Origin of the sequence: Kitasatospora sp. NPDC090091 (genome assembly GCF_044747365.1) — a bacterium.
GTDB lineage: Bacteria > Actinomycetota > Actinomycetes > Streptomycetales > Streptomycetaceae > Kitasatospora.
Window position 1 is genome coordinate 263481 of sequence record NZ_JBIVDY010000007.1, and the last position, 11908, is coordinate 275388.

Annotated in this window: 10 protein-coding genes; 4 read left to right on the plus strand and 6 right to left on the minus strand. The window is 76.3% G+C overall.

All coding sequences use genetic code 11. From position 1 onward, the window contains the following. Nucleotides 1-54 precede the first annotated feature (54 nt). Entirely contained in the window at nt 55-939 is an 885-nt protein-coding gene (locus ACIPSC_RS14855) for a nitroreductase/quinone reductase family protein (protein WP_400825890.1), read from the plus strand. Nucleotides 940-1126: 187 nt separating this feature from the next. On the opposite strand, the gene ACIPSC_RS14860 is transcribed toward ACIPSC_RS14855, so the two are convergent. From ACIPSC_RS14860 to ACIPSC_RS14870, 3 genes are all read right to left on the minus strand, one after another. After that, nucleotides 1127-1927 carry an SGNH/GDSL hydrolase family protein gene (locus ACIPSC_RS14860; protein ID WP_400825892.1) on the minus strand — a complete coding sequence of 267 codons (801 nt, stop codon included), beginning with the start codon at nt 1925-1927 and terminating at the stop codon, nt 1127-1129. 375 nt (nt 1928-2302) lie between these two features. After that, nucleotides 2303-2953 (minus strand): NUDIX domain-containing protein, encoded by a 651-nt coding sequence (locus ACIPSC_RS14865; protein ID WP_400825893.1) that lies wholly within the window; start codon nt 2951-2953, stop codon nt 2303-2305. A 206-nt stretch (nt 2954-3159) separates the two neighbouring features. Beyond that, nucleotides 3160-4212 (minus strand): hypothetical protein, encoded by a 1053-nt coding sequence (locus ACIPSC_RS14870; protein ID WP_400825894.1) that lies wholly within the window; start codon nt 4210-4212, stop codon nt 3160-3162. A 505-nt stretch (nt 4213-4717) separates the two neighbouring features. Here ACIPSC_RS14870 and ACIPSC_RS14875 point away from each other — a divergent pair. Then, nucleotides 4718-5887, plus strand: coding sequence for an exonuclease SbcCD subunit D (locus tag ACIPSC_RS14875; RefSeq protein ID WP_400825895.1), 1170 nt, complete (start codon nt 4718-4720; stop codon nt 5885-5887). Next, nucleotides 5884-8931, plus strand: coding sequence for an AAA family ATPase (locus ACIPSC_RS14880; protein ID WP_400825896.1), 3048 nt, complete (start codon nt 5884-5886; stop codon nt 8929-8931). Before ACIPSC_RS14875 ends, ACIPSC_RS14880 begins: the two co-directional genes overlap by 4 nt. Before the next feature lie 235 nt (nt 8932-9166). Here the strand turns inward: ACIPSC_RS14880 and ACIPSC_RS14885 are convergent, their stop codons facing one another. After that, nucleotides 9167-9397 (minus strand): hypothetical protein, encoded by a 231-nt coding sequence (locus ACIPSC_RS14885; RefSeq protein ID WP_400825897.1) that lies wholly within the window; start codon nt 9395-9397, stop codon nt 9167-9169. Nucleotides 9398-9602: 205 nt separating this feature from the next. Here ACIPSC_RS14885 and ACIPSC_RS14890 point away from each other — a divergent pair, with 205 nt between their 5' ends. Beyond that, on the plus strand, nt 9603-10241 hold the full coding sequence (locus ACIPSC_RS14890) for a DUF1990 family protein (protein WP_400825899.1): 639 nt from the start codon (nt 9603-9605) through the stop codon (nt 10239-10241). Between the two features lie 41 nt (nt 10242-10282). On the opposite strand, the gene ACIPSC_RS14895 is transcribed toward ACIPSC_RS14890, so the two are convergent. Together ACIPSC_RS14895 and ACIPSC_RS14900 are read right to left on the minus strand one after the other, a co-directional pair. Further along, a complete protein-coding gene (locus tag ACIPSC_RS14895) occupies nt 10283-10720 on the minus strand; it encodes a YjbQ family protein (RefSeq protein WP_400825901.1) in 438 nt (145 codons plus the stop codon). A 254-nt stretch (nt 10721-10974) separates the two neighbouring features. Then, nucleotides 10975-11241, minus strand: coding sequence for a hypothetical protein (locus ACIPSC_RS14900; RefSeq protein ID WP_400825903.1), 267 nt, complete (start codon nt 11239-11241; stop codon nt 10975-10977). Nucleotides 11242-11908: the final 667 nt, after the last annotated feature.

Consider the following 11908-nt stretch of genomic DNA (forward strand, 5'->3'; position numbering starts at 1 on the left):
GCGCAACGCCGCTTGTGGCCCTCCCGTCCCATGTTTCGGAGAACCCACAGGCGTATGCCCATGTCTTTCAATCAAGCGATCATCGAGGAGTTCCGCGCCAACGGCGGGAAGGTCGGCGGCCCGTTCGAGGGCGGTGATCTCCTGCTGCTCACCACCACCGGCGCACGGTCCGGCCGCGAGCACACCGTGCCGCTCGGCTATGTCCGCGCGGAGGGGCTGCTACTGGTCGTCGCCTCGGCGGCCGGAGCGCCGGAGCACCCCCAGTGGTACCGCAATCTGCTCGCCCACCCGGTGGTGCGGGTGGAGCTCGGGACGGAGGTGTTCGAAGCCGTCGCCGTCCCGGCCGAGGGCGCGCGCCGCGACCGGCTGTTCGAAGCGGTGGTCCGGGTCGCACCCGGCTACGGCGACTACCAGGCGCACACCGAACGGGCCCTGCCGGTGGTGGCGCTGGAACGGGCCGCCGCCGAGGCCGAGCCGCGCGAGGTGGCCAACCTCGCCGACAAGCTGGTGGAGGTCCACACCTGGCTGCGCGCCCAGTTGCGGCACGTCCGGGAGGAGACGGAGGCGTACTTCGCCTCCGGGGCAGTGGCCGACGGACGCCCGCCCGGGCTCGGATTCCAGGTGCGGCAGCACTGCCTCGCCTTCTGCGAGGGTCTGACGCACCACCACACCGGCGAGGACGCCGCGATCTTCCCCGCGTTGGCGCGGAGCCATCCGGAGCTGCGTCCGACCCTGGAACGCCTGGGCGGGCAGCACCGTGAAGTGGGACGCATCAGAGACCGGTTGGTGGCGCTGCTCGCCGGTATCGGCGTGGCCGATCCGCAGCGGTTCCGGGCCGAGCTGGTGCTGATGTCGGCCGAGTTGGAGGCACACCTCGATTTCGAGGAGGCCGAGCTGCTGCCCGTTCTCGCCGGCATCCCGTTCCCGCCGAGGCGGTGAAGTGGGGAGGCGGTGAGGCGGTGAAGTGCTGAATCGCTGAAGTGCTGAGCCGGGACCGCGGGCGCGCGCCCTCGGGGCGCGTCCGGCACTTCCCGCGTGCGGGCCGTACCGCCGGTCCCCGCCCGCCTCGGCGTCGAGGCGGGCGGGGACCGGCGGGCGTGCGGGCGCCGGGCGGACCGGCGCCCGGCTATGCCTGCGCGGAGAAGACCGGGAGGTAACCGCCCGAGTGGCCGGAGGCCTTCGGGTGGTAGCTCTCCTCGATCGGGAACGTGGTGCTGTTCAGCCAGGTCGTGGCGGAACCGCAGATCTCGTGCTCGGTGAAGATGCTTCTGACGTCGCCGAAGGCGAAGCCAGCGTTGGCGGCACGCTTGGCGATCACGCCGTCGAGGACGTCGGCGGCGCTGTTGATCGCCTTGCGCTTGGTGTCGCCGATGCCGAAGATGCAGCTGCCGCCGATCTTGTACATGTGGGGGTAGCCGAGCACGACCACGCGGGCGTTGGGGGCCTTGGCGTGGATCGCCGCGTAGACCTGGTCGAGCTTGCCGGGCAGGGTGTTGTTGGCGTAGGCCTTCGCCGCCTCGACCGCGTTGATGCAGGCGCTGTCCGAGTCGAGCACGCAGGTCTGCATGGTGCTTGCGAAGCCGGCGTCGTTGCCGCCGACGCTGATGCTGACCAGCGTGGTGGAGGAGTTGAGGACGGAGAGCTGGTTGTTGATCACGTCGTCGGTCCGCGCGCCCGAGCAGGCGGTGAACGCGAAGGACGACGGCGCGTGGGCGTTCTTCCAGAGGTAGGCGTAGGCGTTGGTGCTCCGCTTGCAGCTCCCGCTCTCGGCGGTGTAGCTGCCGGCGCCGAGACCGGAGGCGTAGGAGTCCCCCAGCGCGGCGTAGTTGACGCCGGCTGCGCTCGCGGAGCCGGCGGTGGAGAGGGTGGTGAGGGTGAGGAGAGCCGTGAGGGCGGCAACGGACATGGCACGGGTGGGGCGCGGCATGACACCTCCAGGAAGTGACGTGAGTCACAGATTTGATACCAGGCAGTAGGTATCGCGGGAAGTGCTCATGCCAGGGCAATTGACGGTCCATCCGACAGCCGCGGGGTGAACTGCCGTGCAGGCGCGGCGAAATGCGCTGGTCACGCCCCGGCGGTGCGCTCGGTGCGGGCCGCGCGGCTCACCCGTTCGGCGGTCCGCCCTGCGGGTCGCCGGGCGGCCCGGCGCCGGGACGGTCGCGGTGAAGAGCGCCGGGAAGGCCACGGGAAGGACGCCGGGAAGGACACCCGGGCGGGGTGCGTCGCGGGTTGGGTACGGGCAGCAGGGAACTCACCGCCACGGCATCTGCCGCGGGGTCAGGCGGAAGCCGGCCCCCGGTCAGTCCCCGACCGGACGGCCGGCGCTCGCGCCGGTGGGGGTCGTGTCCGCGCCGGGGAACACCTCGCAGCCCCCGACCGGGAGCTCCTCGATCGCCTCGTTCGCCGCCGCCGGCACACCGAGCCACCGGACGGCGGTCGTCACCGCTGCCCGGGCCTGCCGCAGGCCGGGCGCGCCCCAGCCGAGCAGCTCGACCGCGAGGCCGGGCGCGACCAGCAGCCGCCGGTAGTGCCGGCCCGAGGCCGGGTCGGGCATGCTCGGCCCGACCGCGCACAGGACCGCGGCCATCCGGACCCGGGCGCACTCGTGCCCGTTGTTGGCCGACCCCACCCGGTCGTAGAGGTAGCCGAGGTAGTGGGGCGTGCCGATCGACGCCTGGGCCTCCTCGGCCGCCTCACGGGCCAGCGCGGCACCGGGGTCACCGCCGTCCTCCGGCTCCAGCGAGCCGCCGGGGAGGGAGACGATGCCGTCCCTGGGGTTGACCAGGGTCAGCACCCGGCCGTCGGGCGCGAACAGCCAGCCCCACGACTGCTTCACCGGCAGCCCGGCGGGCACCCGCTCGCCGGGGCGCCACGGCCATCCCGCGGTGGGACGCCGGCGCACCTTGCCGAGCAGCTCGGCGATCTCCGCGCTGTACTCGATCCGGCTCATGCGTCCCCCCTTTCGGTGTAGGGCTCGCCGGACCGGCGGTGCGCGGGGAGGGCCTGCGGTGCGCGGTTCGGGGCGGAGCGGCAGAAGCGCCGGCGTGGGGATCCGCACGCTTCTACTGTTGATCTTCCCGGAAATCTTCCCCGAACAGGCGGTCGATGAACAGTCCCCAGCGCCGCTTGGTGGACACCCGGCCGCGAGTTGCCTGGTCAGGCCAGGGGCCCACCGCCCTCCCGGTCCGGGCTGTCGGCCCCCGGCGGAGCATGGTCCGAAGACCCGGGAGCGGGCCCCCGGCCCGACCGCGGCGGCCGGACCGGCGGAGGGTCGGGGAGGGCGAACCCCGGCAGCGGCACCGCGCCCGGAGGGTGGGGCAGGCCGCGGCCGACGTCGTCGGCGAGCGCGTCGAAGACCTCCTGGGCGGTCATCGGCCGCAGTCGGCCCCCGGCCAGGGCCCAGCCCCGGATCACCTGGCCGCCGGGCGCGGCCGGGTCTCCGTGCAGCAGCAGCGCACCCTCGCCGCCGGCGGCCGCACCCGCCGCCAGCGTGACGCAGAACGCCTCGACGTCCCGGCCTGCGCCGATCAGGCGGCCGCCCGTGACCCGGACGTCCGCCGCCGCGGTGAGCTCCTCGCCGTCCTCCGGGCCGTGGCAGCGCAGCGTGAGCAGGTGGCGGCCCTCGCCCGCGCCGTCGGTCAGCGCCAGCCAGACCGCCGCCACGTGCGTCATCACGGCCACCAGCCGCGGCTGCCCGAGCGGGCCCTCGCCGACCGCCTCCAGCAACGCGCCGCCGGCCACGGTGATCCGCACCCTGGCCCGGTGGTCGTCCAGCAGGACGGGCAGCAGGTCGGTCAGCCGCTCCCCCGCGTAGACGAACGGCTCCCCCGCCAGCTCCGGATCGGCCGCGTAGGCGACGCGCCCCGCGGCGCCCGACGGGTCGAACCCGTAGGCCGCGCAGTAGTCCTCGAAGTCGGGCGGGTCGAGCACCCGCAGGTGCACCTCCAGCCCCTCCGCCCGCAACGCCCTGAGCCGGGACTCCGTCTGCCGCAGGTACTCCCGGAAGGCGACCGCCCCGAACAGGCCGTGCCGGGCCAGGCCGGCGAAGTCGGCCGCCCGGACGGCCACCGCGAGCGCCACCGGCTGCGGCGGCGGCGCGCCGCGCGCCCGGCCGCGCAGGCCCGGACGGCCACCCGGCCCGCCCGGCGTCCGGAAGCCGCCCCACCCGCCGGCCGGCGGCCCGCCCGACCCGCCCGGAGGCCCGCCCACGGGGCCGCCACCCGGCGGTCGGCCGGCCCGGGGCCGCCGCGAGGCGAGCCGGACACCCGGACGCGGCGCCGCCACCCGCACACCGGCCACGGCAGCGGCGCCCGCCCCCACTCCCGCGCGGGCCGCCCGACCCGCCCGCACCTGCGACAACACCTGCTTGAACTGTACGGACATACGCCCTCCCGTTCGGTCGTGGCCGGTCGGCCCGCGCCGCTCCGAGGCCCGGGGCCCCTGAGCTGCGCCGGCGCTCACGACCGTACACACCGTCACTGACAATCCACCCCGAGTGACCACCCGGAGCCGCCCGAGCGACCACCCGGCCGTCGGTTCGGCCCGGGGATCCGGATCCCCGGACCCCTGCACCGCACCGACGGCCGCGACCATACACACCGTCACCGACAATCAACCCTGGGCGACGGAACGCGCCCCGGCCGGGCCGGCCGCGGGACGCCCGGGACCGCCGTTCCGGCCGGGTTGTCAGTGCCGGGCGTTAGGGTCGGGGACCATGCGGCTGCTGCATACCTCCGACTGGCACCTCGGGCGCTCCTTCCACCGGGAGAGCCTCCACGACGCCCAACGCGCCTTCCTCGACCACCTGGTGGCGGTGGTCGAGACCGAGCGCGTGGACGCCGTGCTGGTCGCCGGCGACGTCTACGACCGGGCGCTGCCGGGCCTGGACGCGGTCGCGCTCTTCGACGACGTGCTGCACCGGCTGGCCGCGCTCGGCGTGCCGACGGTGTTCATCAGCGGCAACCACGACTCGGCCCGCCGGCTCGGCGTGGGCGCCGGCCTGATCGGCCGGGCCGGAATCCACCTGCGGACCGACCCCGGCGAGTGCGCGGAGCCCGTCCTGCTCGCCGACGAGCACGGGCCGGTCGCCGTCTACGGGCTGCCCTACCTGGAGCCGACGCTGGTCCGCGAGCGGTTCGGGCTGGAGCGCGGCGGCCACGCGGCCGTGCTCGGCGCGGCGATGGAGCAGGTCCGGGCCGACCTCGCGGCCCGCCCGGCGGGCACCCGCGCGGTGGTCCTGGCGCACGCCTTCGTCACCGGCGGCGCGCCCAGCGACAGCGAGCGGGACATCGCCGTCGGCGGCGTCGCCTCGGTGCCCGCCTCGGTCTTCGACGGCGTGCACTACGCGGCGCTCGGCCATCTGCACGGCTGCCAGACGCTCGCCCCGCACCTGCGTTACAGCGGTTCCCCGCTCGCCTACTCCTTCTCCGAGGCCCGGCAGCGCAAGACCATGTGGCTGGTCGACCTCGCCGCCGACGGCGCGGTCGCCGCCGAGCGGGTCGACTGCCCGCAGCCACGCCCCCTCGCCTGCCTGCGCGGCCGGCTCGACGAGCTGCTCACCGGCGAGGAGTACGCGGCTCACGAGAAGTCCTGGGTGCAGGCCACGCTCACCGACCCGGTCCGCCCGGCCGAGCCGATGGAGCAGCTGCGCCGCCGCTTCCCGCACACGCTGCAGCTGCTCTTCGAGCCGGAGGAGAGCCCGGCGGTGCCCTCGCAGTCGTACGCGGCGCGGGTCAGCGGCCGCGCCGACCTGGAGATCGCCGAGGGCTTCCTGCGGCACGTCCGCCCCGGCGCCGAGCCGGATCCGGACGAGCTGGACTGGCTGCGCGAGGGCTTCGAGACCGTCCGGGAGACCGGCGACCGGAAGGCGGAGCTGCCCCGATGAGGCTCCACCGGCTCACCGTCACCGCGTTCGGTCCGTTCGCCGGCTCCGAGACGGTCGACTTCGACGCGCTCGCCGCCGGCGGCCTGTTCCTGCTTCGCGGCGCCACCGGCGCGGGCAAGAGCAGCGTGCTGGACGCCGTCTGCTTCGCCCTCTACGGCGAGACCCCCGGCACCCGCCGGGCCAACCGGTTGCGCAGCGACCACGCCGACCCGCTGCGGCTCACCGAGGTCCGGCTGGAGCTGACGCTCGGCGGGCGGCGGCTGCAGATCACCCGGCTCCCGGAACAGCTGCGGCCGAAGAAGGTCGGCAAGGGCACGACCGTCGAGCGGGCCCAGACCCTGCTCCGCGAGTGGTCCGCCGACAGCGGCGACGGCACGCCCGGCTGGCGGGCGGTCAGCAAGTCGCACCAGGAGGCCGGCGAGGAGATCCACCGGCTGATCGGGATGAGCCGGGACCAGTTCTGCCAGGTCGTGCTGCTCCCGCAGGGCGACTTCGCGCGCTTCCTGAAGGGCGACTCGGAGGAGCGCAGCAAGCTGCTGCGGCGGCTGTTCGACACCGAGCGGTTCCAGCACGTCGAGTCCTGGCTGGCCGAGCAGCGCCGGGCCCAGGAGGCCGCCGTCCAGGCCGGGCGGCGCAGGCTGCGGGACTTGGCCAGCAAGGCCGAGCAGGCGGCCGGCCCGCAGGCCGAGCCGGCCGCTGCCTGGGTGCCGGCGGAGGACGAGCCGGCGCACGCCGCCGCCGGTCTCACCGACGGCGTGCTCGGCTGGGCCGCGATCCTGCGCAGCGGCGCCGCCGAGCAGCTGGCCGTCGCCGACGCCGCGCTGGCCGGCGTGGAGGACGAGCACCGGCGGGCCCAGCAGGCCCGGGCCGACGCCGAGGAGCTGGCCGGCCTCCAGCGGCGCCACCAGGCGGCGGCGCTGGAGGCGGCCCGGCTCGCCGAGGCCGGCCCGGCCATGGAGCGCGACCGGCTCCGGCTGGCCGAGGCGCAGTCCGCCGTCGGCGTGGAGGCGGTGCTGCACCTGCGGGCGGGCGCCGCTGATGCGCACCGCGAGGCGCACGAGGAGGAGCGCCGCCGACGGGCCGCGCTGGCCGGAGCGCCCGGCGAGGGCCCGCTGCTGGCGCGCGCGGAGACCGCGGAGCTCACCGCGGCCGAGCAGCGGCTGCGGGCCGAGGCGGTCCGGCTGGAGGCGGCCCAGGCCGAGGAGCGCCGGTGCGGGGAGCTGGTCCGTGAGCAGGAGTCGCTGGACGGGGAGCGCCGCCGGGCCGAGGAGCTGGCCGAGGAGGCGGCCGACTGGCTGGCCGGCTTCGACGATCGGCTCGCCGAGCTCCAGGAGGAGCAGACGGCCGCCCGCGCGGCCGGCTCCCTCGTCGAGCAGTTGGACGCACGGCGGGCCGAGGTGGCGGAGCGGCTGGAAGCCGCCCGCCGCCGGGACGGCCTGCGCGCGGAGATCGCGGCGGCCGGGCCGCGGGCGCTCACGCTGCGCGCCGAGGCGCTGGACGCCCGCGAGCACAGCCAGGACGTGCGCGAGCGCCGGCTCACCGGCATGGCCGCCGAACTGGCGGCCCAGCTGCGGGCGGGCGAGGCGTGCCGGGTCTGCGGTTCGCCGGAGCACCCCGAGCCGGCCCTCCCGTCCGGTGGCCAGGTCGGTGCGGAGGACGAGGAGCGCGCACTGGCCGCCCAGGCCGCGGCCGAGCAGCGGGCCGGCGCGGCCGAGCGCGAGCTGGCCGGCCTGCAGGTCCGCGAGGCCGCCGCCGCGGGTGCGGCCGGCCCGGAGAGCGCGGAGGCGCTGGCCGCGGCGCTCGCCGAGACGGAGCGGGAGCGCCGGGAGGCGTTGCGCGTCGCGGAGGGGCTGGGCGCCGTCACCCGGCGGATCGAGCGGCTGGCGGAGGAGCAGGCCCGCCGGCTCGCCGCGGTGCGCGAGGCCGGCGAGCGCACGGCCGTGCTGACCGACCGGATCCAGCTGCTCGCCGCCGAGCGGGAGGAGCTGACCAGGCGGGTCGCCGAAGCCCGCGACGGTGCGCCCTCGGTGGCCGCCCGCGCCGCGGGCCTGGCCCGCCTCGCCGACGGCGTCGCAGCGCTCGCCGCGGCCGCCCGGGCCGGTGCGGACGCGGCCCGGCGGCTGAAGGAGGCCGACGACGAGCTGGCGCGCGCGGCCGCGGACGCCGGGTTCCCGAGTCCGGCGGAGGCTGCGGCCGTCCTGCTGCCCCGGGAGCAGCGCGAGCGGCTGGAGGGCCGGCTGGCGCGGTACCGCTCGGAGCTGGCGGCGGTCGAGCGGCTGCTCGCCGAGCCCGGCCTGGCCGCGGCGGCGGCAGGCCCGCCGGCCGACGTGCCCGGTGCCCAGACCCGGCTCCGGACGGCGGTCGACCGGCTGCGCGGGGCACACGCCGCGCAGCAGGCGGCGGGCGAGCGCTGCGCGGCGCTCGCCGGGATCGGCCGGCAGCTGGCCGAGCTGGCGGCGTCGCTGGCGCCGACCCTGGCGCGGTACGGCCGGATCAACCGGCTCGCCGCGCTGGCCGCCGGGACGTCGGCGGAGAACCGGCTCCGGATGCGCCTGGAGTCGTACGTCCTGGCAGCACGGCTGGAGCAGGTCGCGGCGGCGGCCAGCGACCGCCTGGTACGGATGTCGGGCGGCCGGTACACCCTCGTCCACAGCGACGACCGGGGCACCGGCAACAAGCGCTCGGGGCTGGCGCTGCGCGTGGTGGACGCCTGGACCGGTACCGAGCGGGACACCGCGACGCTCTCCGGCGGCGAGAGCTTCTTCGCCTCGCTCGCCCTGGCCCTGGGTCTGGCCGACGTGGTCACGGACGAGGCCGGCGGCATGCCGCTCGACACGCTCTTCATCGACGAGGGCTTCGGCACGCTGGACGAGCACACGCTGGAGGAGGTCATGGACGTCCTCGACGGCCTTCGGGAGCGGGACCGCGCGGTCGGCATCGTCAGCCACGTCGCCGACCTGCGGAGCCGGATCCCGGCGCAGCTGCTGGTCCGCAAGGGCCGGCACGGCTCCACGCTCGCCCTGGCCGGGCGGGAGGACGCCTGAGGCCGGGGGCGGCGCACGGACGGGGCCCGATGCGGGGCCGGACGTCCGGGGCCCCCGGACGGGACGGCGTCCGAGGGCCCGGCGGGGCCCGGGGGCCCGGCCCGGGCCCGTCACGCGTCAGCCGGTCGCAGGTGATCGGCCGGCCGGCGGGTGGCCACGGGGTGAAACGGGTGAACGGCTGAAGGCTCGGCCGGGCAGTCGGGCGGTCGAGCTGTCGGCGGACGTGGACCGGCGGTCAGCCGGAGCAGGCGATCCGCTGGGCCTGCTGCCAGGCGCAGACGGGGCAGAGGGTGGTGCCCGGGTGGTCGGCGGGCAGTTCGGTGGGCTCGCCGCAGAGCACGCAGTCGGCGCGCGGACCGACCGGGTCGGGGTCATGGACCAGCGCCGCCGCTGCGGCCTCGGCCCCGTCGGGGGTGAGGACGCAGATCGGGCCGTCGTCGCCGGTCTCCGCTGCCGCTTCGCTCATGACGCCTTCCTACTCCGCCGCCCGGCCGGAATCAAGGCCGCCCGGCGCCCGGGGAGGCGCGGGAGGGATGCGGCGACCGCCGCACAGGCCGACCGCCGCACAGGCCGACCACTACGTAGGCCGACCACTGCGCAGGCCGGGCGCCCGGCGGCGGCCCAGCACCCCCCCGCGCCGGTCGGGCATCCGCCGCGGGTACGGTGGCCGGGTGTCCGCCACCCTGCTCCGACGCCTCGCGGCCGCCCGGGCCGCCGCCCCCAACTACCCCGAGGTGGGCGCCACCCGGGGTGCCCGGCTCCCCGCCGGGTACGCGCACCTGCGGCGGCGCATCCACCTCGGGCACGGGCCCGAGGTGCTGGAGCGGGCCGGCCGCTACGTGCTCGGCTGGGGCTGCCAGCTCGGCACCGGCTTCGCCGTCCACCCCTACGCGCCGGCCGAGGAGGGCGCGACCGTCCTGCTGCGGCTGACCCTGCCCCGGCTGCGCCGTCCCAGGCTGGTGATCCCCTGCCGGGTGGTGTGGACGGTGGACGAACCGGACCGGACCGGTTTCGCGTACGGGACGCTGCCCGGCCACCCGGAGTGCGGCGAGGAGGCGTTCCTGGTCAGCATGGACGCCGACGGCGAGGTCTGGTTCGAGGTGACGGCCTTCGCCCGGCTCGCCGCCTGGTACGCGCGGCTCGGCCGCCCGGTGTCGGTGCTCTGCCAGTACCTGGCGATCGAGGGCTATCTCACCGCCGTGGCCGCGGCCGTCACCGGCGGCGCCGCTGCCCCCACCGCCCCTGACCCCGCCGCCCCTGCCCCTACCGCCCCCGTCACCGGCGCCCGCGCTGCCGGCGGGCGGGCGTAGGCGACGACGGCGCAGGAGCCGGTCTCCGTCCGGCCGCCGGATCAGCCGAGGAAGGACAGCCGGACCGTCCTCCGCGGGTTGTCCCCGTTGGTGTCGACCAGGACCACCGACTGCCAGATGCCGAGGGCGAGTTGGCCGCCGATCACGGGCAGCGTGGCGTGCGGCGCCACCAGGCCGGGGACGACGTGGTCGCGGCCGTGGCCGCGGCTGCCGTGCCGGTGGCGCCAGCGGTCGTCGGCGGGCAGGAGTTCGCGCAGGGTCGCGAGGAGGTCGTCGTCGCTGCCCGAACCGGTCTCCAGGACGGCGATGCCGGCCGTGGCGTGCGGCACGAAGACGTTGAGCAAACCGTCGCGCCCGGCGGCCCGTTCGTCGAGGAACGCGGCACAGCGGTCGGTGATGTCGAGTGCCACCTCGTGGCTGCCCGTGGCGATCTCGAACGTGGTGGAGTGGAAGAGGGTGGAGTGGATGTTGTCCGCCATGGGCTCATCCTCACCCAGCTCAGGTGGCTCTCCGTCCCGGCTCGCCGACTCTCCTTGCCAAGGAGGCAAGGTGTCGTAGGCTGAGAGGTTCAGACCTTCCCGCGCCCGAGGCCGCCCCTGTCCTCGCGCTTCCACTCGGGTTCGGCGATCCCGGGCACGCCGAAGACCCGAGGGGCTCTTGAGGCCCATCGGGTCGGATGCCGCTCGCGGCGGCGACGCCGGCCGGGCCTACGGCCCGGTCCGCAGGACGGGCCTCAGCTGCGGCTGCCGAAGAGGCTCCGGCGCAGCCGGCGCAGCGGCGCCAGCAGCGAGACCCGCACGTGGCGGCGCGGCGCGGTCGGGGCGCCGGCGCCGCGCGGCGTCAGCTCCCTTATCAGCCCGAGCGCCTCGGCGGTGTCCACCGCCGGGAGTGCGGGCGCGCCGAGCACAGCCAGGTGTCGCTCGATCCGGCGGCCGGTCGTGCCGACGCCGCACTGGATCGCCGGCACACGGGGCCGAGTCCGCACTTGCATGTGTTCCATCAGTTTTCCCACCCCTACGAGGCGCCAGGGCCGTGAGGCGAAGACTATCCGTGACAGACGGCCTTCGCGCAACCGTCCTGGTGTGCTGCCACCGTACCGTGCGGCGTCAACTGACGACGCACCAGGGGCCACCCGTCCGGTCACGACTAGGCATCAATGATGGTGCACGACCCGCCGCCCGTCACCGGGGCGACGGAGGCACTGGCCCGGCGCCTGCCCGAGAGGCACGCGCCGGGCGCGCAGGGTCACCGACAGTCATGGCCCACAGTCCCCGGGCGGGCGGCGGAGCCGGTGAGCGCCGGGCGCACCCCCGACCGTCACGCCGCTACGCTCCGCGACCGCAGGCTCGCTCGACCCACTAGCCGCACTCCCGGCGTCACCAGATACGACTATCACTTCAGGAAGTGAACACAACCGTGGGATTGACTCGGCTCCGACCTCCAAGCAATATCTTCATCGACACGCGCGGGCGCGAGCTCGCACCGCCGCACCCAGCCGCGCGTTCGACAGATGAAGATCTCCGGCTCCCCCGAGCCACTGCCCGGCCGCCTCGACGCTGCGGTGGCCAGGCTCGGGAGGTTCCCGGACAGGCGGCCGGCCGTAGAGGGTCGGCCGGGCCGCCACCTGGCTGCCGGTGCCGCCCCGCACGGGGCCCGGCACCGGCGGT